The following is a 24,646-nucleotide window of genomic DNA, read 5'->3' on the forward strand; positions in this document are numbered from 1 at the left end:
CAGCACCACCTGTCTCAGACAGAACTTTGGTGATCGCAGCGGTCAACGTGGTTTTACCATGGTCAACGTGACCAATGGTACCAATGTTTACATGCGGCTTGGTACGTTCAAACTTTTCCTTTGCCATGATTTACTCCTTAACCCTTAACAGCGGCAATGATTTCTTGCGCGATGTTATTTGGAACTTCTTCATAATGTTTAAATGTCATTGTATATGTTGCGCGACCCTGAGACATGGAACGAACGTTGGTTGAGTAACCGAACATTTCAGACAATGGAACTTCAGCCTCAATAACCTTGCCGTTGCCGCGATCTGCCATACCCAATACACGGCCACGACGGCGATTCAGATCGCCTACGATATCACCCATGTAATCTTCAGGCGTTACCACTTCAACATCCATCATCGGCTCGAGGATGACAGGCTTGGCCTGCTCACAACCGTTTCGCATACCCATAGAACCGGCAACCTTGAACGCCATTTCATTCGAATCGACGTCATGGTAAGAACCATCAACAACGGTAACCTTGATATCCACCATCGGATAGCCAGCCAGAACACCATTATCCATAGCTTCTTCAGCACCCTTGCCAACAGCCGGAATATATTCACGCGGAATAGAACCACCCGAGATCTTGTCGATGAATTCAAAGCCAGCGCCGGGTTCATTCGGCTCGATTTCCAACCAGCAGTGACCATACTGACCACGACCACCGGACTGACGAACAAATTTACCTTCAGCCTTGGTAGAAGCACGAATGGTTTCACGGTAGGCCACCTGAGGCTTACCAACATTCGCATCAACACTGAACTCACGCTTCATACGGTCCACGAGAATTTCCAGATGCAGCTCACCCATGCCGGAGATGATGGTCTGGCCAGTCTCCTCATCGGTATGCACACGGAAAGACGGATCTTCTGCAGCCAGACGGCCCAGCGCGATACCCATTTTTTCCTGGTCAGCCTTGGTCTTCGGCTCAATGGCAACGGAGATCACCGGCTCAGGGAACTCCATACGCTCCAGAATGATTGGATCCTCTGCAGTACAAAGTGTATCACCAGTAGTTGTGGACTTCAGACCTACGGCAGCAGCGATATCGCCGGCACGCACTTCCTTGATTTCAGAACGCTCATTGGCATGCATCTGCAGAATACGACCCAGACGCTCTTTCTTCTTACCCTTGGTTGAGTTGATCACATAAGAACCAGCTTCTGCAACACCGGAGTAAACACGGAAGAAGGTTAATGAACCCACGAACGGGTCGGTCATTACTTTAAATGCCAGTGCTGCAAATGGCTCGTCATCAGATGAAGGACGCGTATCTTCAGCCTCGGTATCCGGATGCACACCATTAATCGCAGGCACATCGATAGGAGCAGGCATATACTCAACAACTGCATCCAGCAATGTCTGAACACCTTTATTCTTGAACGCTGTACCAGCCAGCACAGGAATCACAGAGATATCAAGAACAGACTTGCGGATACACTCTTTCAGAGCTTCTTCATCAATCGCTTCACCTTCAAGGTAAGCCATCATCAAATCTTCATCATTAACCAGAACGGCATCCAGCAGCATCTCGCGACGCTCTTCTGCCACTTCCAGCATATCTTCAGGAATATCCTGAACCTCGTACATTGCGCCCATAGCTTCGTTTTTCCAGACGATAGCTTTCATGCTTACCAGATCCACAACACCCTGGAAGTCTTCTTCAGCACCAATCGGGATATTCAGCGCAACAGCGTTATGACCCAGACGCTCACGGATTTCATCAACCACTTCAAAGTAGCGAGCACCGGTGCGATCCATCTTGTTTACAAATGCGATACGCGGAACCGCGTATTTATCGGCCTGACGCCAAACAGTTTCAGACTGCGGCTGAACGCCGCCCACTGCACAGAAAACACCAACAGCGCCATCAAGCACACGCAGAGAACGCTCCACTTCAATAGTGAAATCCACGTGCCCAGGGGTGTCAATAATATTAATCTGATGATCTTTCCACTCACAAGTTGTTGCAGCGGAGGTAATGGTGATGCCGCGCTCCTGCTCCTGCGCCATCCAGTCCATGGTAGCCGCGCCATCATGTACTTCACCAATCTTATGGCTTACGCCAGTATAGAAAAGAATACGTTCAGTCGCAGTTGTTTTGCCGGCGTCAATATGAGCCATGATGCCGATGTTGCGTACACGTTCCAGTGGGGTCTTACGAGCCACGTCGCCACTCCTTTATTACCATCAAATTAAAAGAACAATCGTTCAACTGACCCCGAAGGGCCTTCAATTAATACCTATGCATCCGGAGATGCTGCGGCAGATCAAGCTGCCGCCAACCCACTCTTACCAGCGGAAGTGTGAGAATGCCTTATTTGCTTCAGCCATACGATGCGTTTCATCACGCTTCTTGTATGCACCGCCGCGTTCAGCAACTGAATCAGCCATCTCATTACCCAGACGCTCAGCCATAGTATGCTCTGAACGATTACGGGAATACTCAACCAGCCAACGCACTGCCAGTGAATGCTGACGACGATCAGAAACTTCGATCGGCACCTGATACGTCGCGCCACCAACACGGCGGGACTTCACTTCAACTGCAGGCTTCACAGCTTCAATTGCATTCAGCAGGGAAGCCAGTGGATCGTTACCAGTCTTCTGGGAAGCAATGTCCATTGCTTCATAAACAATAGCTTCAGCGACAGTCTTCTTACCGTCCAGCATTACTTTGTTTACAACGTTGGATACTGTTGTATCGCCAAACTTCGCATCCGGTGTAACCGGGCGACGGGGGGCAGGTCCTTTACGTGGCATATCTCAATTCCTCTCTTACTTAGGACGCTTGGCGCCGTACTTCGAGCGAGCCTGTTTACGGCCTTCAACACCCGTTGTATCCAGTACACCACGCAGAACATGATAACGCACACCAGGCAAATCCTTCACACGGCCGCCGCGAATCAGAACAACTGAATGTTCCTGCAGCTTGTGGCCTTCACCCGGAATGTAAGCGGTAACTTCCATACCGTTGGTCAGACGAACACGTGCCACTTTACGCAAAGCCGAGTTTGGCTTCTTAGGGGTAGTAGTGTAAACACGAGTGCAAACACCACGACGCTGTGGACAAGCCTGCAGAGCAGGGACTTTATTGATCTTGCGTTTGTCTTTTCGCTGTTTGCGAATCAACTGATTAATCGTTGGCATTGTTACCTCTTCTTCAAACTTTCACCTATCCCGAAGCGTGCAATAAAGCACAGCCCCGGCGAAGGGTCGCGAACCATAGTGTCGGCCATAAGTACTGTCAACCGCTTTCGTCACTAAAAAAACATACTGGGCAGATTCAACTTGTATGCCCGGAAATTCAGCCGTCCAAACAACATCGACATTCCGATCAAGAGCATTTAACGGTGAGCTTTTTAATCAAACAATGTGGCCGGGGCCCCACTCGAGGCAGATCTGAAACCTTCAGTGGGCAGAGCGAAACAGATCAGTCATCAATCCAGCGACTGAACTATCGCCTCACACGCTTTTTTGGCGTCTGCAAACAGCATCATGGTCTGATCCATATAGAACAGATCATTATCAAGGCCTGCATAACCAGCAGCCAGCGAGCGCTTCACGACAATCACATGCTCAGCTCTGGCCGCCTCCAGAATCGGCATACCATAAATCGGACTGGCCGGATCGGTTTTCGCTGCCGGATTCACCACATCATTGGCACCAATAACCAGCGCCACATCAGTATCGGCAAATTCTGAATTAACCTCATCCATCTCAAAAACAATATCATACGGCACATCGGCTTCAGCCAGCAGCACATTCATATGCCCCGGCATACGGCCGGCAACCGGATGAATAGCAAACTTCACGTCCACACCTTTCGCCATCAGCACATCAACCATCTCTTTCAATGCATGCTGTGCACGCGCAACTGCCAGACCGTAACCCGGAATAATAACCACGGAACGCGCATTACCGATCATGAATGCCGCATCTTCTGCCGCCCCGCTCTTCACAGGACGTTCTGCAACCGCACCACCTGCCGAAGAAGCTGCGGGTGAATCACCGCCAAAACCACCAAGCAGCACATTAAACAACGAACGATTCATCGCCTTACACATAATATAAGATAGAATTGCACCCGATGAACCCACAAGCGCACCGGCGACAATCAACATATTATTGCCCAGCGTAAAACCGATACCGGCAGCAGCCCATCCGGAGTATGAGTTCAACATTGAAACGATCACCGGCATATCCGCGCCGCCAATCGGCACAATCAGCAATACACCCAACACGAGCGCTACAGCCAGCATAATCAGGAATGGCAGCCATGCCCCGCTGACACAGAACATAATACCTGCGCCAATCATAACAACGCCCAGGATCAGGTTGACCATGTGCTGCCCTGCAAACACCAGCGGCTTACCTGAAAGCAAACCCTGCAGCTTACCAAAAGCGATCAGTGAGGCAGTAAAGGTAATCGCACCAATAAATGTGCCGAGGAACAATTCAATGCGGCTGGCCAGATAAAGACCACCTTCATGATTAGCGATACCATAAGCCACCGGATCATAACAAGCCGACACAGCGATCAACACGGCCGCAAGCCCGACCAGTGAATGCATAAATGCCACAGTCTGCGGCATATGTGTCATTGGCACCTTACGCGCCACCACGCCACCAATCAGACCACCGAACCCGACAGCTGCAATAATCCATGCGTAGTTCTGCACTGCATCAACCTGCAGTGTGACCAGCGCGGCAATGCCCATACCCAACATACCGAAGGTGTTGCCCCGGCGAGCTGATGCAGGACTAGCCAGTCCTTTTAGCGCAAAAATAATCAGTACGGATGCGACGAGATACGCCAGCTCCACCATGTTTGCAGATAACATGTGAGTCCCCTTAGCCCCGCTTCTTGAACATGGCGAGCATACGCTGCGTCACCATGAATCCACCGAAGATATTCACTGAAGCAAGCCCCACCGCAATTAAACCGAGAACAGTCGCCAGATTCATTTCCATGGGACCGGCCGCAAGCAAGGCGCCGACAATGATAATACTGGAAATCGCATTGGTGACACTCATCAATGGCGTATGCAATGCAGGCGTCACATTCCACACCACATGATAACCGACAATAATTGCCAGAACAAAAACGGTGATCGAAAACACCACAGGGTCAGCAGCCGTATCCTGCGCCGCCTGCGCCGTATTCTGAACTACATCTACATTCACGACTTTTCTCCCTGATTCAGCAACTGAGGCTTGAGAAACTGACCGTCCTGACAAAGCAGTGACGATTCAATCACTTCATCTTCCATATTTATATTCAATCCACCACTCTCTTTATCAAGCATGGGGCTGATAAAATTCAACAGGTTTCGTGCATAAAGCGCACTGGCATCTGTCGCCATCAGAGAAGGTACATTGGCAACACCAACCAGTGTCACGCCATGTTTGACCACCACCTGATCAAGCTCCGATAGCGGGCAGTTTCCACCCATCTCAACAGCCAGATCCACAATCACCGAGCCGGGCTTCATGGCTTTCACCATATCTTCCGTAATCAGCACAGGCGCAGGCCTGCCCGGAATAAGTGCCGTGGTAATCACAATGTCGGATTTGGCAGCATGGTTTGCAATTAATTCAGCCTGACGGCGTTTATAATCATCATCCATCTCTTTGGCATAACCACCGGCATCTTCGGCGTCTTCATCTGCTTCCACCTCGACAAATCGAGCACCCAGACTCTCCACCTGCTCTTTCGCCGCAGCGCGCACATCAAACACTTCCACATTCGCACCCATGCGGCGCGCAGTGGCAATCGACTGCAAGCCTGCCACACCTGCACCCATCACCAGCACCTTGGCCGGCTGCACAGTGCCTGCAGCAGTCATCAGCATAGGGAAGAAACGCTGATAATGCTCCATAGCCAGCAACACAGCCTTATAACCGGCGATATTGGCCTGAGAAGAGAGCACATCCATACTCTGGGCGCGCGAAATACGCGGCACCATCTCCATGCAAAAATATGAGATGCCTGCATCAGCATACTGTTGAAGCAGCGGATTACCGAACGGGGCGGCCAGACTGGCGACGGTCGCACCTTGTTTAACGACGCCGATTTCGGCCTCATTCAACGGACGCACTTTCAACACCAGATCTGCATCGGCACAGGTGGCGGCAAAATCATCAGCAAACTTCGCGCCTTTGTCGCCATACATTTCATCCGGATAGCTGGCCGCAAGACCTGCTCCCCTTTCAATCACAACATCACAACCGGCAGTAATAAATTTACCTACCGTTTCAGGTGTCGCTGCAACACGTTTTTCAAGAAGCTGGGTTTCGGCTGGAACCGCGATTAACATTGTTTCTAATCCCCTGTGGCGAAGGCAAGAGGCCGCTCAAAGCGACATAAGCCTGTTAGAATGACGGACTCTAAAACTGGACGGCTCTTTTACAAGCGCAAAGACACTACGGTTACTAAACCCTCTGTGTCCTCGGGCAGGTTTATACTCACCAGTTCGGCTGCGGGAACAAATGCATGCGCATAGCGATACAACTCCTCATCCACGACATCATCATCGTACATCAGCACGTCCAGATCAACGGTGCGCGGCTTCCATGAACCTTCAGATCGATCTCTGCCCTGCAAATCTTCAAGCTGCTTCAGCTTTATTTTCACCTGAGGCAAAGTCAGCCCCGTTGAAATCATGCAGCAGGCATTGAGGAAGTCCCCCCCCTGCATACCGACTGCAGCCGAGCGGTAAACGCTGGAAAACACCACATCTTCAAAGGCCTGACCCAGAGCGACCGCAGCCTGCTGAAGATTTGATTCAGGATAAATATTTGATCCCAGACCAACCAGAACGCTAGCCATCAGTCCCGCAGCCCTCTCTCAATGAGTACAGCAACATTTTCACTGCCACGCACCGCACCGGGTTTAGACATCTTCAGCCGGACCCAGGGCACATTAAACTCATCAAGAACAATATTCGCACAATGTTCTGCCAGCGCCTCAATCAGACCGAAGGTGGACCCTTCAACAAATGAAATCAGACGTTTGGAAACAGATTTATAATCCAGTGTATCTTCAATGTTATCGGAAGCTGCAGCCCTGGACGTATCCCAGGACATCTCCAGATCAATGCGCACGGTTTGGCGAATCTCACGCTCCCAATCGTAAATTCCAATAACAGTACGAACCTCCAATCCCTCAATTAATACAAGGTCTTTTGCGCTCATGACACTCTCCTATTCACTTTTTTGACCCTCCAAAACTTGACATCAGCAAAGCCCACGACACAATTCGCCGCGCTTTTGGCATGCTAAATAGGGGTTTTTCATGGGTAGCAATGTAATTAAATCAACCGAAGAAATCGTTTCCTGTTCTGACAACGGACAGCACCCTCTTGTGTACATCAGTCTTAAACCCGGCTCAGGTCAGTGCCAGTATTGCGGCCAGAAATTTGAACGCACTGCACCCGCAACCGTTAGCCCTCAAGGCGAAACACGCCACGCAGCTTAAAAAAACCTGCTATGTTCGCTGCCTGTTTACTTCAAACAGGGTGATGCCGGTCGCAACCGAAACATTCAGAGATTCAACATGGCCAGGCATAGGGATCTTGATCAGCTGATCACAGGACTCTCTAACCAGCCTGCGCATACCCGAACCTTCAGATCCCATCACAATCGCTGTCGGCCCTGTCAATCTGGCATCATAGATCGAATCATCTGCCTCACCAGCCAGGCCCACCGTCCAGTAACCGGCTTTCTGCAATTTTTCGATCGTCCTACTTAAATTGGTCACACTCAACACAGGCAATCGGGACAGTGCGCCGCAAGCAGATTTTGCCACCACAGGCGAATGAATATCAGCCGCATGATCTTTGGGAATAATCACTGCCGCACAGCCTGCCGCTTCAGCAGTCCGCACACATGCACCGAGATTATGCGGGTCTGTCACCTGATCAAGCAGCAGCACCAGTGGTGACTGTGTCACATCCACGCCTTCAAGCCACTGCTCAAAGCTTTGTTGCGGCACAGACTTGTCTGACTGCAAGCGAGCAACCACACCCTGATGCGGCACACCTTCTGCTAAACGGACAAGAGCGGCTTTCGGCACAAAAGAGACCCTTAACCCTTTCTTTTTCGCCAGATGAATTAATTCATTCAAACGCGGGTGACGCTTATCCTTCTCAATCATCAATTCATCAATCGAACTTCCTGCATCCAGAGCATGTTTAACCGCGTGAATACCTGCCAATACTGAAGAGTCACCTGCCATACATACTCCTGAATGCATCAATAAATCCATCAAACATGTCTGCAGGCATTGCATTAATGCCTGCAGCAGCCTTACGACCACCACCTGTCGGGAACTGCATACATAGCTCATCGGCGCCCGTTTTATTGTTTAACGGTGCCCTGACACTGATCCGATACTGACTATCAGGCAGCACAGTCATCAGTGCATGTGCGCGATCCGGCGCAGAACGCGCCAACTCATTGCCATAGACACCGGAAACACGCCTTGTCCATGCTGCATCCGGAAGCAGAATCACCTTGATTGCATCTTCCTCGATTTCAGATACTAGTTCGCGCGCCTGAGCGATATCCGAGGCATATCCCTCGGCCATCTTCGCATAGACATCCGATTCCGTGATAAATGCAAACGGATCTGCAAATGGTCTGATCGCCCGATACAACTCATCCGGTGTAAAATGCAGGTCATCCAGCGTGACACCATAACCGTTGTAATTCATCAGCGTGCCCAGATACTCCAACTGCGCCAGCTGCATTTCAGACAAAGCAAGCGGCGCTGCGGCTGCGCGAGCTGAATCAAACAGATTATCACCAAAGGCAGCAGTAACCGCCCATGCCAGATGCGCACCGTCCAGGTGATCGTTGACCAGCAGACTGGTACACACATCGGCATCTATATTAATTTGGGTATCGAGCTGTTCTGAATCAGGAATCGCACCGGCAAAGTGGTGATCGAAATACTGTGCTGTCACCCCTGCCTGCAGCAGACGCACAAGGTCGTCGCGATTTTTATCCAGCGAAATATCCAGCACGGTCACGTGATCACCTGCTTTTGCATGAACCTTTTTCAGCAACGAAATATCGCGTTTCACACCGGTAATCAACTCGGATTCTCGCGGGTCAGCCAGGCGCAACTGATGCAGCGCACAGATGCCATCGGCATCGCCATTGAATACGTCAAAATGTCTCATCTGCAAACTCTTCGGAAGTACACGCGCAAATGCAAGCAATAGCGTGAACCCGGCAAACATCCGACACGATTAAAGCACAGGTCAAAATCTGCGATATTCACACAATGGGCCTGGTTTGATTTCAAGCGGCCAGGAGGCTTCATCTTGACCACATTTAATCTCAATCTTCATGAAATGGTTTATTCTCTCTCCGATGCCCTTGATCTGGTGGGTGTTGTGCAGATCCATCACGGTAAACGCGTAGGCTTTATGGCCGCTGAATGCGGCAAACAATTGGGCCTTGAAGCAGCGGATCTGGATAATCTGTTTCAAGCCGCCATCCTCCATGATTGCGGTGTGTCCAACACATCCGTGCATTCCCGTCTCGCCCAGTTTGAGTGGGAACAGGTACATGGTCACTGTGAGATTGGCGCCGCACTGCTACGCATGACCCCTCCACTGGCACACCTGAGTGACGTTATATTACATCACCACACACACTGGACGAAACTCCAAACACTTGACCTGCCAGAGCAGACTGCACTACAGGCGAATCTGATCTTTCTGGTTGATCGTGTAGATGTACTGTCGCTGCATTCGCAGGTCAACAACGCCAACATCCTGCTGGGTATCGACGAGATTATAGCTCGCATCGTTGATAAATCCGGTGACTGGTTCAAACCAGAACTGGTGGATGCCTTTGTTGAAATCGCCAGTTCCGAAGCATTTTGGCTTTCCCTGGAACGCGAACATGTCGATGGTTATGTTGGCGAATGGATCAATCATGAAAGTACGCGAAGCATTGCATTTGAAGATGTGAAAAGTCTGGTGAGAATATTCTCCCATATTGTAGATGCCAAAAGCCCCTTCACTCATGAACACTCTGAAGGCGTAGCAAGCCTGGCCCGTTATCTGGGCGAACAGTTCGATCTCTCACCAAAAAGCTGTGACATGCTCGACCTGGCAGGTCTGCTACACGATATCGGCAAACTTCGAGTGCCGGATGACGTACTTGAAAAACCCGGAAGATTATCCAATCTGGAATTCAAAACCATTCAACGCCACAGCTTTGACACATTCAGCATCCTTAAAAGAGTACAGGGGTTTGATGACATCGCCCGCTGGGCAGGCCAACACCACGAGCGTGTTGACGGCGGCGGTTATCCTTACCGTACAAAAGATAGCAAACTATCTCTGGAAGCCAGAATTATTGCCGTCGCTGACATATTTCAGGCGCTTGCACAGGATCGTCCTTACCGCCCGGCCATGACACCCGAACAGGTTCTCGAAATCCTCGCAGCAGAATCCGCGGCAGGAAAGCTGGATCACTCAGTAGTCTCCATGATTGAGAACAATCTTGGTGCATGCTGGAAAAAAGCCACGCTTAAACAAGCATCCGAAAAGCATGACAGCGTTATCGCAGAACAGGCCTAGTACCAGCCCTTCTCCTTAAAAGAGATCACCTCTGTGCCGGCAATCAAAAAATGATCGAGTATTTTGATATCCAGATGTGCACAGGCTTCCGCCATGCGACGGGTTAAATCCATATCTTCCTGACTGGCCCGGGCAGTGCCTCCGGGGTGATTATGAAACAGAATCAGGCCTTTGGCATCCAGCTCAAGCGCCCGTTTCATCAGATTGCGGGGATACACCGCCGTACGATCCACCGTACCTTCAAACAGAATCTGTGTAGCCAGATGACGGTGCTGTTGATCTGTAAATATTGCGCCGAAACTCTCCATGCCACGGCCTTGCATCTGCATACGCAGATATGCTTTTACCTTTTCAGGCCTGTCATAGACATTTTTACCCGGCAGATCGGAAGCCAGATAGCGAATCTCCACCTGCCGAATCAGCGTCAAAAACACAGCGCCTTTTTCACCCATGCCCTTGATTTGCGACAGTTCAACCACATTGGCATCAAAAACACCGGCCAAAGTCCCGAACTGATTCAGTAAGCTTTTGGCAATGGGCTTCACATCCACGCGAGGGATCGCATAGGTTAGTAATAGTTCCAGCACCTCATAATCGTGGAAGCCTTTAAACCCGTGCGCTGAAAAGCGCTGCCTGAGCCGGTCTCTGTGACCCTTGATGCTTTCATCTGTCATATCTATATGTAAGCGAAAAATATCTATAACGTCAAACCGGCAGTTATTATTTATACTTTACGACTGAGTATCGACAGGCTGACAAAAAAGGAGTTAAACTCTGACCATGCGACAGCTTCGCCATCAGCTCATTGACCTGCTTGATCAGGCTCGACGTCAACATCGAATGGATCCGGTGCAACCACGCCTGATGGCAGCGCTGGTTCAGGATTTCCTCTCCCTGCTACCCAAGGGTAAAACCAAACGTGTGGCCATGCATTCCCGCAGCCTGAGCCACGGTAACCTGTACCGGCATATCTTCACCATCCGCTGCCCCGACCAGGCCTTTTATCTGGATGCAATCAAAGGATATCTACTGCGTCAGGGCATTCAGCCCATCGGTCAGCAAACCATGGTAGCGCGCATGGCCTGTGGCCCGGAAGGCTGTGAACTGGAACTGCGCAATCCGGATATTCACGACGAAGATAATTTCATGTTTATCGCCCTGCATATCTCGGCCACCATGACCCCCGACCCTGAGCCATTAAGACTGGATATCCAGGCCATTCTGCAGGCTGTTGACCTGTCTGTGAGTGATTTCATGGATATGCGCAAAGCTGTTGCCCAATGCATTGCCCGACTGATGCCGGAAAAATCAGATGCTGCCGCGCTGCTCGACTGGATGAATGACAATCACTTTCTCTACTTCGGTGTCCGCCATAGTAACAAACGTCTGGGCCTATTGAAAAACAAACGGGTGATCAACCGGGTAGTTCCGGGACTTTCGGAAGAAATTGAATCTGCTGGACGCCCCCGTGAACCGGGTGTCGCATGGACAAACCTCACTGCAAGTCAACACTACCTCTACAGCGCGGCCAGCATTGAAGTTGTGCACGTCTGCTGGACCGGACCGGATAATCAAATGGATTATGCCACCATTGTCGGGCACTTTTCACGCAGCGCCCGATTCGCCAATGCCAGTTACCTGCCCATTCTGGCATCAGGTTGGCGTGAACTCTCATCCGACCCACTGCTACAGCATTCTGCTTTCTACCGCCGTGAAATTCGCACACTGTTTGATCGCATTCCCAAGCGTATTCTACTCGCCACCAGGGCATCCGACTGGCTGGAGCCGCTGAAAGCCATCATCGATCTCGCAGACCCCCTGCAATTGGTTGCCGAAATTATCCCGTCACTGCGGGGGAATCTCGATACCCTGTTGATTGCCATCACTGCAAATCGCTTTGGCCCCGTAGTCATGCAGCGTATTATTGAATCTCTGGATGGGGCCGGCATCAAACAACATGGATACGAATCTTTCGGTATCGGCCCGCATCGTATCGTTCTGGTTTCGGTCGAGCATGAGAAAACGAATCTCAGTAGAAAAAAACTCAACGAGCTGATCCGCCACAGCATCATCTTCTGGAAAGATATTGCCAAAGCCGAAGTGCTGCGTCATGCCAACCTCTTCGATATTCCGGAAACCCTGCAGGAACTGGCCAGCATCCCATCGCTATATCAGGACCTGTTTCCGCCTGCGCAATTTATCCGGGACGTACAGATGCGCCGGCGTGTACTGGCTAATGGCAGAACTTGTGTCCATGTTACATCCAGGGCAAACACTGAAAATGATATCGAACTGCACATCTACTCGGTGAAACAACCATCGCTGGGTAATCTGGTTGATATTATCCGCTCCTTCGGCCTGGACCCTATTCAGGAGTCGCTGGTCCCCTTTGGCCGGGACCCGGAATGCATCAAGGCTCCCGAACAGGGCTGCGGCTGCATTCATATCTCCTCGCTGACCTGCCATGCGCCACTGCAGCTGAACAGCGATGATGCAACCCGTCTCAGACGCGGACTGGCCCAGGTACTGAATGGCGAGGCCGATCACGATCCGATCAATGCTCTGCTTGTTCTGGCCCGCATGACTATTGATGAAGTTGCCATCCTGATCACGCTACGCAATCACCTGATCCAACTATTACCGGATGCCGCCAAATTACCGCTATCGGATATGATGCTGCGCCACGCCAATGTATCTGCATATCTGCAACAGCTGTTTGCCGCCCGCCACATCACGGCCATGTCAGAATCATTTCTGGCCGAATCGCGTAAAGCATTCCATGAAGCCATGCTCGATGTTGCCTCACTATCGGATGATCGCTGGTTCCGGGCTCTCGCCGAACTGGTGGAATCATCCCTGCGCACCAATGCCTACATTCGCGAAACAGGAACACCGATCGGAATTAAGATTGCTCCTCGCAAGCTAAGCTTTGCACCACAACCAAAACCCTTCCGTGAACTGTTTGTGCATGGAGTACATGTTGAAGGCGTGCATTTGCGGGCAGGCCCCATTGCGCGCGGCGGGCTGCGCTATTCTGACCGGCCTTCAGATTTTCGTACCGAAGTGCTGGAGCTCATGAGCACCCAGGTGGTCAAAAACGGGCAGATCGTTCCAACCGGATCCAAAGGTGGCTTTGTCATACGCGGTGGCAAAGGGCCTGAGTTCGTGCTGGCCCAGTACCGGGCATTTATTCGCACCATGCTTGCGCTGACTGACAATCTGGTGGCTGGAGAAAGTGTGCCGCCTGCAGGTATGGTCATCGCGGAAGAGGATCGCAATGATCCCTATTTCGTTGTTGCTGCTGACAAGGGTACAGCCCGTTATTCCGATGATGCCAATGATGAATCGCAGGCTGCCGGCTTCTGGCTGGATGATGCTTTCGCCAGCGGTGGCCGCCACGGTTATGATCATAAAGTGGTCGGCATTACGGCTCGCGGTGCCTGGGTATGCGCCGCTCACCTGTTCGAAAAACTCGGCGTTGATGCCTACCGGGACCCTGTTTCCTGTGTCTCTATCGGTGATATGGGGGGAGATGTGTTCGGCAACGGCATGCTGCTCAATCCCGAATTAAAACTGATCGCAGCTTTCAATCACCAGCACATTTTTCTCGATCCGAATCCGGATTCGGTAAAAGCATTTGCAGAGCGCAAGCGACTGTTCGCTACTGCTGGTGGATGGGATAAGCACGAGACTAAGCTGATCAGCAAGGGCGGTGGCATCTTTGAGCGCAGCTCCAAACAAATCACTCTCGCCCCGGCTGTACGCCAAGCGCTGGGAATCGAAGAAGATGCGCTATCCGGAGAAGCACTGATCCGGGCAATACTCTCAGCCCCAGTGGATCTATTATATAACGGTGGCATTGGCACCTATGTCAAAGCAAGCAGCGAAACCCATCCCGAGGTTCGCGACCCTGTCAATAATGCCGTGCGGGTCAATGCCTCTGATCTGCGCTGCCGAGTCGTCTGTGAAGGCGGCAACCTCGGTTTCACTCAGAAATCGAGAATTGAATATGCAGTTGCCGGTGGCCTGATCAATACCGATGCCACGGACAATTCAGCCGGTGTGGATATGTCAGATCACGAAGTGAATCTGAAAATTCTGCTTTCATCCATTCCGGATTCCCCGCTGCAGGGCAAACGCCGTAATAAACTGCTGGAAAGCCTGACAGAAGCCGTGACTGAGCAATGCCTGAACGACAACCTGATGCAATCACGCTGCCTGACCCTTTCCGAATACGACACACTCCGCTACCCGCCTCGCCTGCAACGACTGCGTGACGGTTTGATTAACCAGGGCTGGCTGGATGAGAACACTGCCCCCGGCATCAACAACAACGACCTGATTCATTTAAGACCACTGTTATCCATTTTCCTGGGGCAGGAAAAGAACCGCATTCATGCCCACCTGTCACAGGGCGATTTTCATCGCATCAGTTGCTTTGCCCCTCGACTACTACAGAACTATTTTCCAGCCGCTTTGCACCGGAAGTTTGGCTCTCTGTATATCAATCACCCACTGGCTGCCGACATCATTCAGACTCAGGCTGCCAATCATGTGGTGAACCATATCGGCCTGTGTGCCGTCCACCATCTGGAGACCATGGTCAATGCTTCAACCAGTGAAATTGTCGAAGCCCTGCTGATTGCCGAAACGGTGCTGGATTTGGCAAGCCTGCGCGAAGCTATCTGGCAACAGGTGACTGATGTGGAATTGGCGACTTGCCTGCAACATGAACTTCAACAGCAATTGATGCTGTTTTCCGAGAATCTCTTGCGCCTCTGTTCAGTGGAAAAGCTGGACTTGAAATGGGCAGAACGTCAGAAAAAAGGACTGTGCAAGTTCCGCGACAAACTGGCAGTGCCCGAATTGGATTCGGAAACACTCCGTTCAGCTGCCAGTGCCGGACTGGACGAAAAACACCTGCACCATCTGAGCCTGATGCCGCAACTTGCACAATCGGCCTGCGCCGTACATCTGGCCTCTTCGCTTGATTTATCACTATCACGTTGCCTGGAGGCCAGCCGTATCTGTCTTGAAATCCTGCCGATTGATGAAATGGAGCAACCCTTACGTTCTCCTGAATGGGCTGATGACGATGCGCATAAACTGCGCAGGGAGTGGTTGCACCGGCTTACACTATTACAAAACCGGGCTATTGCTCAGTTACTGGAAAAGCCGGGCCGTCACTTTGAACAAGCCGGTGAAAACCTGTGGAAACACCACCGCCACTGGCCGGATATCGAGCTATTTAAACAAGCACACGGACCAGACAAATCCCCTCCGGAAATCCGGCGCATGCGTCTGCTGCTTGCCCTGACTCGCCTGGAATCGATTGTAGAGAAAAGCTAAGGTACTCTATAAGCCTGTGCCCCTTATTCGGAGAGGCCTAACTGGCGTTAAGCAGTGTCTGCATTTTCCATGAGAACACCTTGAGCTTGAATGGCTTCTCACAAACGAACATTTTGTTAAACATCTCAACCTCTCGAATGGCACTACTGGCATCGTGACCTGTTGTAAAAATTATGGGAAGTTCAGGCTTGATCTCACGAACCCTGCGCGCAAGTTCACGTCCACTCATGCGTGGCATCACCATATCCAGCAGTACCATATCAAAGGAATCCGGCTGCTCTTCAAACAAGGCAAGCGCCTGCTCCCCATCTGCGGCCTGAACGGTGCGATAATTCAGTGATTCCAATGCATCAACCACGCCCATTCTTACGGCATCATTATCGTCGGCCACCAGAATCAACTCACCAGAACCTTCGTATAACCCCCCGCGGTCCTCTTCCTGCACAACCGCTACTGCCGGCTCCTGAGCAATGGGCAGGTAGATATGAAAAATTGCCCCCTCATCAGGCTTAGACTCCACCTCAAGCACACCATGATGCTTTTCAATGCAGCCATAGACCATGGCAAGGCCAAGCCCTGTACCGTGCCCCACCTCTTTGGTTGTGAAAAACGGTTCGAAAATCCTTGCGAGATCCTCTTCGGCAATACCACAGCCATTATCCCTGACGATAATTTCAGCCAGTTCCCCATCCCCTATACCGGGATGCCTTGCCGTAAATGACGGCTCTGGCACGCAGTGTTGCAGCGTAACGGTGATGCGGCCTTCGCTACTGCTCTGTAAAGCATCCCTGCTATTATTCAGAAGGTTCATAAGCATCTGCTGCAGTTGTGTGATATCCCCCATCACTGATATTTTCTCATCGCAGATATCCAGTTTTAGTGCCACATGATCAGGAATGGAAATTCGCAGAAGCTGGAAACTGTCTGTCAGTACGGCATTCAAATCCAGCGACTGATGCTCTTCACTTTCCTGGCGCGAAAAAATTAACAGGTTTTTGAGCATATCAGATGCCTGATACCCCATCTGTTCAACCTTGTTCAACTTATCCAGTGCTTTGTCGGTATTGGCAATATCACGCTTGGCGAGAAACAGATGCATCAGCATACCGGCAAGCATATTATTGAAATCGTGCGCAATGCCACCGGCCAGAGTTCCGATCGCATCCATTTTCTGAGCCTGCTGAAACTGCGCTTCCAGCTTTTCGTACTCGCTCATGTCCTGCTGAATCGCCGCATAAAAATCAATCTCACCATCATGCTTGATCGGCACAATCGTCATCAAAGCCGGATATTCACTACCATCCTTACGACGGTTAATGATCGTGCCTTCCCAGGTTTCTCCCTGGCGCAGCGATGTCCACAGACCATGGAAAAAGTCCGCATCATGTTTGCCACTGTTAAGCACGGAGAGCGTCGTACCGATCACTTCATCAGAGCTGTAACCATTAATCTTCTCAAATGCAGGATTAACGTATTCGACCAGACCTGAACAGTCAGCAATGATAAAACCTTCAGCAGCCTGCTCAATGGCTTGTGAAAACTTCAACAGTTGCAGATTTTTGGCCTCTAGCTCAGCAGTTCGTTCTGCCACACGCAACTCAAGCTCTTCGTTCAGGGTTTTTAATTCACGTTCGAGTTCAACCCGATCGGTAATATCACGTAACATGCCCTCAACACCGAGCAGCTGCCCTTTATCATCAAACATCATATGAGCATTAGCTGAAACCTGAACTTCATATCCCTTTTTATGCACCAGCTCCAATTCATAGTCCGTCACATAACCCTGATGCTGCAAAACAGAAAGAAACTTTTCGCGATCTTCCGGATGTTTATAAAATGCTGTCACAGGGGTGCCGACAATTTCTGAACAATCGTACCCGGCAACAGTGCCGATAGAGGGGCTTATTTCGGTGACGTTGCCCTCGATATCAGCGCTGTAATAGACTTCATGTATAGCATTGAGCAGACGATAGTATTTTGCCTGATTGTCTTTAATTTTTTGTGTTTCAGCCGCAAGCAGGTCAACCTGCTCACACCCCTCCTTCAACATCTCCTCCATGGAATACCCCCTCCATATTAGTCATATCAGTATAGGACAGTTTTAAAAAAGACCCAAATTGAAGGAAAACAGTGGCATGGAAAGCCATGCTGAATCATTACTAAAAGGAAGAATCAGGGGTGGTGAGAAACTGTAATTCCTCAGGCGTAGACTCGCGCCCGAGTATGCTGTTGCGATGAGGATAACGGCCAAAGCGATCAATAATGGCCTTATGCTTGAGTTCGAATTCAAGATTGAATTCCACACCAGGCTGATCAAACAATTTTACAGCCTGTGTATGAATGGCCATGGACTCACTGTGCATATAGGGCATGTAAAAGAATGCTTTTTCCGGCGCATCGAATTCCTGATCAGCACCCATGCGTACCGCTTCCTGCGCCAGTACCAGGGCCATTCCATCCCAGGCAAACGCCTCAGGTCTGTCTCTGTATATATTACGGGAAAACTGATCAAGGATAATGATCTCGGCCAAACGGCCGACTGCATCCTCTCGCCACTGATAGAGTTTACCGGCAATCGCATCACTATGCAGTTCACCAAAACGTTGTTCTATCTCGCGATCCAGAACCTCATCCTTGACCCACCACTGGCGCGGCTCCAGTTCGGCAAACCAGAACTCAACTACATCCAGCACACCACTCATGCAAATTCAGGCAGCAAGTCAGCCTGGAATACCGGTCCGTCAACACAGACACGGCGATATTTCTCAACACCATCTTCAATCGTCTTCACCACACAGCCTGCACATCCACCAAGACCGCAAGCCATATGTTCTTCAAGACTGAGATACGTCGGTAGATCAAACTCTCGACCCACTCTGGCTACAGCATGTAACATCGGATGCGGGCCGCAGGAGAGCAACACACAGCGACTTCGTTCCTGGTCACTTAATGCTGCCAGATAGTCGCGCGCAAGATTCGGCACATGTCCTTCATAGCAGCCATACAGACCCGCATTGGATGCTAAACGGGATGCAATGCCGCGCTCTTCCAGAGATGAGATCGCCAGAATGGCATTACCATTAATGCCGGGCAGCAGCGTGGTGGAAGGTTTCAGTGCAAACGGAAATTCCACCTCGGAGCCGGCAAATACCACACAATCCGCTCGGCCGTTCAAATCATCTGCTGCAAAAATCATCGGCGGAATTCCAACCCCGCCGCCGATCAGTACATAACGTTTCGATTCATCCGAAAGATCAAAAGGTTCGCCAATCGGGCCAAGCATGGGAACCACATCACCGACTTTTCTTTCCGACAACAGATGTGTGCCCTCGCCAATCGCCTTGTACAGCAGATCCACCGTACCACGTTCAGGATCGGTGAGCATAATGGAGATCGGACGACGCAGCGCACGTTCATCAGATACACGCAGATGCACAAACTGCCCGGGTTTTGCTTTGGCCGCTGTTTTAGGAGCACGCACCCGCATAACGAACTGATCACCCGGATGTGTGATGTGAGCCAGAACTTCGGCCTTCTCTTCAAACAGTGTATTTCGATGTTCGTTAGCCACGCACTTCCCCTTCAGCGAAAACAATACGACCCGCCTTCAACGTATGCGTCACCTGACCGGTCATCTGCTTGCCGTGCCACGGTGTATTTTTACCCTTGGAGACCATGGCTTCACGATCCACGGTCCATGTTGCATCGGGATCAAAGATCGTAACATCTGCCTCGGCCCCCTCGCTCAACACTCCGGCATGCAAATCCAGAAGCTGCGCTGGATTACAGGTCATTTTGGCAATCAAATCGGACATACTCAACACACCGGCACGAACCAGATCCAGAGATACAGGCAACATGGTTTCAAGTCCGACAATACCAAAGGCAGCACAAGAGAGGCCGCAGCGTTTGTCGTCTTCATGATGTGGAGCATGGTCAGTGGCGATCACATCAATGGTGCCATCGCGCAAACCTTCGATAACAGCCAGACGATCTTCTTCTGTTCGCAGTGGCGGGCTCATTTTGGCATCAACATTATATCCCAGCACCTCTTCTTCGGTCAGGGCAAAATGATGCGGGGCTGCTTCTGTTGTAACTTTCAAACCTTCAGCACGCGCTTTGCGCACCATATCCACGCCGCCTTTCGATGAAATATGGGCCACGTGATATCGCGCATCAGCACGGCGGGTCAGCATGATATCGCGTGCAATCATCGAGTCCTCACCCTCAACCGGCATGCCTGACACGCCCAGTTGGGTGGAAATCCAGCCTTCATTAATCGCGCCACCAGCGGTCAGCTCTTTCTCCTCGGCATGCTGAATCACCAGAAAATCAAAGCTGGAAGCATATTCGAGCGCCTTGCGCATCACACCTGCATGCCAGATCGGCATACCATCATCCGAAAATGCCACACAACCTGATCGTGATAATTCGCGCATCTCGGTCAGCTCTTTGCCATCGAGATTTTTTGTTACCGCACCAATCGGGTGCACATTGCAGAGGTTCACCTGTCTGGCGCGAGCAATGATTTGCAGCGCAATGCCTGCATGGTCGATATGCGGCCCGGTATTGGGCATACAGCAGATCGAAGTCACTCCACCGGCCACCGCGGCGCGGGAACCTGATTCAATATCCTCTTTCCACTCCTGACCGGGTTCGCGCAGATGCACATGCATATCAATCAGGCCCGGACAAACGATTTTGCCACTCGCATCAATTTCTTCATCAGCCGTGCCATTATAGTTACCTACAGCAGCAACTTTGCCATCTCTAATCCATAAGTCGGCTGTTGCATCGATACCATTGGCGGGATCGATCAGGTGTCCGTTTTTTATCAGCAGTGTGCCGCTCATAACAGTGTCCTCTGTGCCTGCATCGCTTCATCAGACAACTGTTTTCGGCTGCCTGCCTTCTTTTTCTCTTCCGTCTGGCCTCCGCACAGTGCCGCCAGCACTGCCATACGCACGGCTACACCGTGCTCTACCTGCTGCAACACATGACTCTTCACCGAATCAGCAACATCCGTAGAGATTTCCACACCGCGATTCATGGGGCCGGGATGCATGACTATACAATCGGGACCCGCTGCGTTCAGACGTTTTCCATTCAAGCCGTAGGTTTCATGATATTCGCGAATGGAGGGGAAAGCACAGTTATCGGTCAATCGCTCAGTCTGCACACGCAACATATAAACTGCATCGCTGCCCGGAAGTGCCTCATCAAAATTATGGTAAACCTCACAGCCGTATCGTTCGATCTGAGCAGGAAGCAGCGTTTTCGGTGCGACTACGCGCATTTTATAACCCAGAATCTTTGCTGCCAGCAGATGCGAGCGTGCAACGCGTGAATGGGCGATATCACCAACGATGGTAATGACTTTGCCTTCAGGGGTTCCCCAATGCTGTTTTAATGTCAGCAGATCGGTAAGGACCTGGGTAGGGTGTTCATGGGCCCCATCGCCGGCATTGACCAGTGAGGTGTCGGGCAGATAGTCAGCCAGAAATTCACAAGTGCCTGCCAGTGAATGGCGAATAACCAGCACATGCGGCTGCATGGCAGCCAGTGTCTGACCTGTATCAAGCAGGGTCTCACCTTTTTTAGTAGCACTGGTTGATGCAGAGATATTGATAACATCGGCCGATAGCCTTTTACCGGCCAACTCGAAGCTGGTACGTGTGCGTGTCGAATTTTCAAAAAAGAGGTTGATGATGGTTTTACCGCGCAAAGTCGGGGCCTTTTTCAGAGGACGGCGGTTAATCTCAATAAAAGAGTCGCCAAGATTCACTAGATATTCTATCTGTTCCCTGTCGAGATCGGCTATGCCGAACAGATGTTTCAGTGGTCGCATTATTTCACCTGCCTCTGCTCTATTATCCATGCCCCTTCTGTCACCAGTTCCACCGTACAGTTTTTCGGAGCCTGATGGCTCAGCCCTGCACACTGTGCGGCAATCGGCAGTTGCCGGCCACCACGATCCACCAGAACAGCCAGCCGAATGGAGGCCGGGCGCCCATAATCGAAAATCTCATCCATGGCTGCACGTATCGTCCTGCCGGTGTAGAGCACATCATCCACCAGCCAGACATCTTTGCCGGCAACATCAAACGGCAACTCACTCGGGCGCACTTCGGGATTAGGACCGATGGTATCCAGATCATCACGATAGAAACTGATATCAAGGTTGCCACGGCAGACTGAACTGCCATTTTGCTCCAGACGCTGCTCAATTGCATCTGCTACTTTGGCACCACCGCTGTGAATACCAACCAGATGGACCTCGTCAGCAAGCATGGCGTCTGCCATCCGGTTTAGTGCAGCTTCTACTGTCTGCTGATCGAACAGAATACTATCTGTCATGCCTTTAACTCCGGGTGGGCGAAAAGAAAGTCTTCCAGAATCACCGCCGCAGCAGTCTGATCGAGTTTCTCTTTCACCTTTTTCTCATTCAACCCCTGTTCATACAGACGCTCTTTCGCGGTCCAGGTCGACAGGCGTTCATCCTGAAACAGAACCGGAAGTTTGCAGAATCGTTCAAGCTCTTTCACTGCAGCACGCGCATCGGCAGCCTGTACACCTTCACTGCCATCCATATTCATTGGCAATCCCGCAACAATTCCTTTGGAGCCGTACTCGCGAACCAGTTTAATGAACTGCTGTGGCCAGCCCTGATCTTTACGATGCAGACAGGTCACTCCACGGCAGGAAAAAGCCATGCGATCACAGACTGCCACACCGATACGTTTCATACCGATATCGAGTGCAATCAGAGGAAGTGAAAAGTTTTCAGGAATAGAATGGAGTTTATCTGCTCGGGACTCGAGCACTGGATCAGTGGTTGAGCAGAATGCGGTCGTCATTAAATCCGAGATTCTGCAGCGTTTCTGTACATGCGTCCACCATTGCACTCATTCCTGCCAGACAGGCCACCGCATTGGTGCCATCCGGCGCATCGGCCTCCAGCGCATGTTGCACATATCCGATCGGCCCATCCCAGCTCTCGTGGCCTATCTCCAGCGTCACTGAAACTTCAATATCGTGTCTGGACAATTCTTCCAGTTCATCGGTGAGTAGCTGGTGCATGGAAGTCAGAAAACCGGCATAAATCGTGACTTTGCCGTAATCCTCACGATGATGAATAATATCCTGCCAAACTGTACGCAATGGCGCGATGCCGGTACCCACACCTACAAGATAAACATCGCTCCCCTTAAAGGCAGAAAGATCGAAACCTTTTCCCATCGGGCCTTCTATTTCCAACTCGGTGCCTTCATTGATATCACACAGATATGCTGAAAGCGGCCCTGCATTTTTGACGAAGAATTCGTACGAATCAGGGCGTTCAGGGCATGATGCGATGGCAAAATAACCCGGAGCCGGCTCATTCAGCTTAGGTATACCGATGCGTACAAACTGACCCGGCATAAATGGCTGCAGTGTTTCACCATATACCGGCTCAAGCGCAAGCAGATTTACCGTATCGGCACAATCCGGGGCGGTCACGCGGATATTTTTCTTTACCCGCATGCGATATGTAGAAGAGTGCTGCACTGGAAACGGACCTCCGGATCCTTGTTCGAGAAAGGGTCTGTATTGGACAGAATAGGAGCCAAAGATGCAAGCATCAAAATGTCTGGAATTGCGGATTGCTGCAAGTCTGGTTGAACATGAAGCCTTTGAGGCCCTGGCTGAATCGCTGGATTCACTTGGAATTGCTGAAGAAACTGATATTGATTCAAAGCAGACCGTTCAGATTGCCTGGTTTGATTGTGGAGAAGATGAAGCAGCCACCAGACAAAATATTTTTCATGCGGTAACAGAAACCGGTGTAAAAGAGTCTTCGATCACCCTGAATACACTGGAGCAGCAGAATTGGGAAACGGCATGGCAAAAAGACTGGCACGGCATGCCAATCGGAAAAAACCTGTGGGTACGCCCGTCATTCTGCGAGAAGTCAACAGAGGGCCATACAGATATCGTACTAGACCCGGGCATGGCATTCGGCACGGGTACACACCCAACAACTCAGCTCTGCCTGGAAGCCGTGGAGCGTATCTGTAGCAAATCTGCACCGGAAAACCTGCTCGATATGGGGGCTGGCTCCGGCATTCTGGCTATTGCAGCGCTGAAACTGGGTTCAGGGCCTGCGCTGGCCATCGATATGGAAGAGGAGTCGGTCGAGGCATGCCTGACCAATGCCGCCATCAATGGTGTGATACTGGAAGCAAAACTGGATGATACTCCACCGACAGAACAGTTTGATCTGGTGGTCGCCAATATTTTAGCCGCCCCGCTGGTATGGATGGCCAAAGAGTTAGCAGCATGTGTGAAAAACCGCCTGATTCTATCCGGCCTGCTCGTCGAACAGGTCGATGATGTAGCTGCGGCCTACATTGCAGAGGGACTCAGCGAAATTCGCCGCGATGCACAAGGCGACTGGGCTTCTGTCGAATTCATAAGCAAATAGATTTGCCGGACAACTGATTTCGACGCTCTCATGCGAATACAGCCATTTAGAACATATTGGCGTTGATGGCTTCAGAGTTAATCCAAAGATCGAATTTATTGCGATGAAGGGCGCAAAGATCCCATCGCTGAAGTGATAGCAACAAATACCTTTCTGAGCATAATGAAACGATCAGGAAGGGG

Annotated in this window: 24 protein-coding genes; 4 read left to right on the forward strand and 20 right to left on the reverse strand. The window is 50.9% G+C overall.

Annotated features, from left to right (window positions below; genetic code table 11):
* The 9 genes from MMIC_RS05565 to folB form a co-directional block, all read right to left on the reverse strand.
* The coding region (locus tag MMIC_RS05565) for a GTP-binding protein (protein ID WP_227819388.1) at positions 1–127 on the reverse strand (127 nt) is incomplete at its 3' end.
* A 10-nt stretch (positions 128–137) separates the two neighbouring features.
* Positions 138–2,219 (reverse strand): elongation factor G, encoded by a 2,082-nt coding sequence (gene fusA / locus MMIC_RS05570; protein WP_072659480.1) that lies wholly within the window; start codon positions 2,217–2,219, stop codon positions 138–140.
* A gap of 123 nt (positions 2,220–2,342) precedes the next feature.
* Entirely contained in the window at positions 2,343–2,813 is a 471-nt protein-coding gene (gene rpsG / locus MMIC_RS05575) for a 30S ribosomal protein S7 (protein WP_072659481.1), read from the reverse strand.
* Positions 2,814–2,828: 15 nt separating this feature from the next.
* Positions 2,829–3,200, reverse strand: coding sequence for a 30S ribosomal protein S12 (gene rpsL, locus MMIC_RS05580; RefSeq protein ID WP_072659482.1), 372 nt, complete (start codon positions 3,198–3,200; stop codon positions 2,829–2,831).
* A 290-nt stretch (positions 3,201–3,490) separates the two neighbouring features.
* Entirely contained in the window at positions 3,491–4,894 is a 1,404-nt protein-coding gene (locus tag MMIC_RS05585; RefSeq protein ID WP_072659483.1) for an NAD(P)(+) transhydrogenase (Re/Si-specific) subunit beta, read from the reverse strand.
* 10 nt (positions 4,895–4,904) lie between these two features.
* Positions 4,905–5,237, reverse strand: coding sequence for a proton-translocating transhydrogenase family protein (locus MMIC_RS05590; RefSeq protein WP_072659484.1), 333 nt, complete (start codon positions 5,235–5,237; stop codon positions 4,905–4,907).
* Positions 5,234–6,370: a Re/Si-specific NAD(P)(+) transhydrogenase subunit alpha gene (locus tag MMIC_RS05595; RefSeq protein ID WP_072659485.1), complete on the reverse strand. Its 1,137-nt coding sequence runs from the start codon at positions 6,368–6,370 to the stop codon at positions 5,234–5,236. Before MMIC_RS05595 ends, MMIC_RS05590 begins: the two co-directional genes overlap by 4 nt.
* An 89-nt stretch (positions 6,371–6,459) precedes the next feature.
* A complete protein-coding gene (folK, locus tag MMIC_RS05600) occupies positions 6,460–6,882 on the reverse strand; it encodes a 2-amino-4-hydroxy-6-hydroxymethyldihydropteridine diphosphokinase (RefSeq protein WP_072659486.1) in 423 nt (140 codons plus the stop codon).
* A complete protein-coding gene (gene folB, locus MMIC_RS05605) occupies positions 6,882–7,247 on the reverse strand; it encodes a dihydroneopterin aldolase (protein WP_072659487.1) in 366 nt (121 codons plus the stop codon). Before folB ends, folK begins: the two co-directional genes overlap by 1 nt.
* 100 nt (positions 7,248–7,347) lie before the next feature.
* Here folB and MMIC_RS05610 point away from each other — a divergent pair, with 100 nt between their 5' ends.
* Positions 7,348–7,530 (forward strand): zinc-finger domain-containing protein, encoded by a 183-nt coding sequence (locus MMIC_RS05610; protein ID WP_072659488.1) that lies wholly within the window; start codon positions 7,348–7,350, stop codon positions 7,528–7,530.
* 9 nt (positions 7,531–7,539) lie between these two features.
* On the opposite strand, the gene rlmB is transcribed toward MMIC_RS05610, so the two are convergent.
* Both rlmB and MMIC_RS05620 read right to left on the reverse strand, forming a co-directional pair.
* Positions 7,540–8,289: a 23S rRNA (guanosine(2251)-2'-O)-methyltransferase RlmB gene (rlmB, locus tag MMIC_RS05615; RefSeq protein WP_072659489.1), complete on the reverse strand. Its 750-nt coding sequence runs from the start codon at positions 8,287–8,289 to the stop codon at positions 7,540–7,542.
* Positions 8,279–9,238, reverse strand: coding sequence for an acetyltransferase (locus MMIC_RS05620; RefSeq protein ID WP_072659584.1), 960 nt, complete (start codon positions 9,236–9,238; stop codon positions 8,279–8,281). The genes rlmB and MMIC_RS05620 overlap by 11 nt, the downstream gene beginning before the upstream one ends.
* A 144-nt stretch (positions 9,239–9,382) precedes the next feature.
* Here MMIC_RS05620 and MMIC_RS05625 point away from each other — a divergent pair, with 144 nt between their 5' ends.
* On the forward strand, positions 9,383–10,651 hold the full coding sequence (locus tag MMIC_RS05625) for an HD domain-containing phosphohydrolase (RefSeq protein WP_072659490.1): 1,269 nt from the start codon (positions 9,383–9,385) through the stop codon (positions 10,649–10,651).
* Here the strand turns inward: MMIC_RS05625 and radC are convergent.
* The gene (gene radC, locus MMIC_RS05630) at positions 10,648–11,325 is read right to left on the reverse strand and encodes a RadC family protein (protein WP_083530468.1); all 678 of its coding nucleotides are present in this window, start codon (positions 11,323–11,325) and stop codon (positions 10,648–10,650) included. The two genes, MMIC_RS05625 and radC, sit on opposite strands and share 4 nt — an antisense overlap.
* A 106-nt stretch (positions 11,326–11,431) precedes the next feature.
* Between radC and MMIC_RS05635 the strand changes: the two genes are divergently transcribed.
* Positions 11,432–16,000: an NAD-glutamate dehydrogenase domain-containing protein gene (locus MMIC_RS05635; RefSeq protein ID WP_072659492.1), complete on the forward strand. Its 4,569-nt coding sequence runs from the start codon at positions 11,432–11,434 to the stop codon at positions 15,998–16,000.
* A gap of 37 nt (positions 16,001–16,037) precedes the next feature.
* Here MMIC_RS05635 and MMIC_RS05640 read toward each other — a convergent pair whose 3' ends face one another.
* From MMIC_RS05640 to MMIC_RS05675, 8 genes are all read right to left on the reverse strand, one after another.
* On the reverse strand, positions 16,038–18,059 hold the full coding sequence (locus MMIC_RS05640) for a PAS domain-containing hybrid sensor histidine kinase/response regulator (protein WP_072659493.1): 2,022 nt from the start codon (positions 18,057–18,059) through the stop codon (positions 16,038–16,040).
* A 100-nt stretch (positions 18,060–18,159) separates the two neighbouring features.
* Positions 18,160–18,702: a DUF924 family protein gene (locus MMIC_RS05645; protein WP_072659494.1), complete on the reverse strand. Its 543-nt coding sequence runs from the start codon at positions 18,700–18,702 to the stop codon at positions 18,160–18,162.
* Positions 18,699–19,571: a dihydroorotate dehydrogenase electron transfer subunit gene (locus MMIC_RS05650; RefSeq protein WP_072659495.1), complete on the reverse strand. Its 873-nt coding sequence runs from the start codon at positions 19,569–19,571 to the stop codon at positions 18,699–18,701. Before MMIC_RS05650 ends, MMIC_RS05645 begins: the two co-directional genes overlap by 4 nt.
* Positions 19,564–20,853 carry a dihydroorotase gene (locus MMIC_RS05655; protein WP_072659496.1) on the reverse strand — a complete coding sequence of 430 codons (1,290 nt, stop codon included), beginning with the start codon at positions 20,851–20,853 and terminating at the stop codon, positions 19,564–19,566. Before MMIC_RS05655 ends, MMIC_RS05650 begins: the two co-directional genes overlap by 8 nt.
* Positions 20,850–21,848, reverse strand: a complete 999-nt coding sequence (locus MMIC_RS05660; RefSeq protein ID WP_072659497.1) for an aspartate carbamoyltransferase catalytic subunit — start codon at positions 21,846–21,848, stop codon at positions 20,850–20,852. The genes MMIC_RS05655 and MMIC_RS05660 overlap by 4 nt, the downstream gene beginning before the upstream one ends.
* Positions 21,848–22,357 carry a bifunctional pyr operon transcriptional regulator/uracil phosphoribosyltransferase PyrR gene (pyrR, locus tag MMIC_RS05665; protein ID WP_072659498.1) on the reverse strand — a complete coding sequence of 170 codons (510 nt, stop codon included), beginning with the start codon at positions 22,355–22,357 and terminating at the stop codon, positions 21,848–21,850. The genes MMIC_RS05660 and pyrR overlap by 1 nt, the downstream gene beginning before the upstream one ends.
* A complete protein-coding gene (gene ruvX / locus MMIC_RS05670) occupies positions 22,354–22,824 on the reverse strand; it encodes a Holliday junction resolvase RuvX (protein ID WP_227819382.1) in 471 nt (156 codons plus the stop codon). Before ruvX ends, pyrR begins: the two co-directional genes overlap by 4 nt.
* 4 nt (positions 22,825–22,828) lie before the next feature.
* Positions 22,829–23,524 (reverse strand): ferredoxin reductase domain-containing protein, encoded by a 696-nt coding sequence (locus MMIC_RS05675; RefSeq protein ID WP_072659500.1) that lies wholly within the window; start codon positions 23,522–23,524, stop codon positions 22,829–22,831.
* Between the two features lie 88 nt (positions 23,525–23,612).
* Between MMIC_RS05675 and MMIC_RS05680 the strand changes: the two genes are divergently transcribed.
* On the forward strand, positions 23,613–24,464 hold the full coding sequence (locus MMIC_RS05680) for a 50S ribosomal protein L11 methyltransferase (protein WP_072659501.1): 852 nt from the start codon (positions 23,613–23,615) through the stop codon (positions 24,462–24,464).
* Positions 24,465–24,646 lie beyond the last annotated feature (182 nt).

Source organism: Mariprofundus micogutta (assembly GCF_001895085.1).
Classification (GTDB): domain Bacteria; phylum Pseudomonadota; class Zetaproteobacteria; order Mariprofundales; family Mariprofundaceae; genus Mariprofundus; species Mariprofundus micogutta.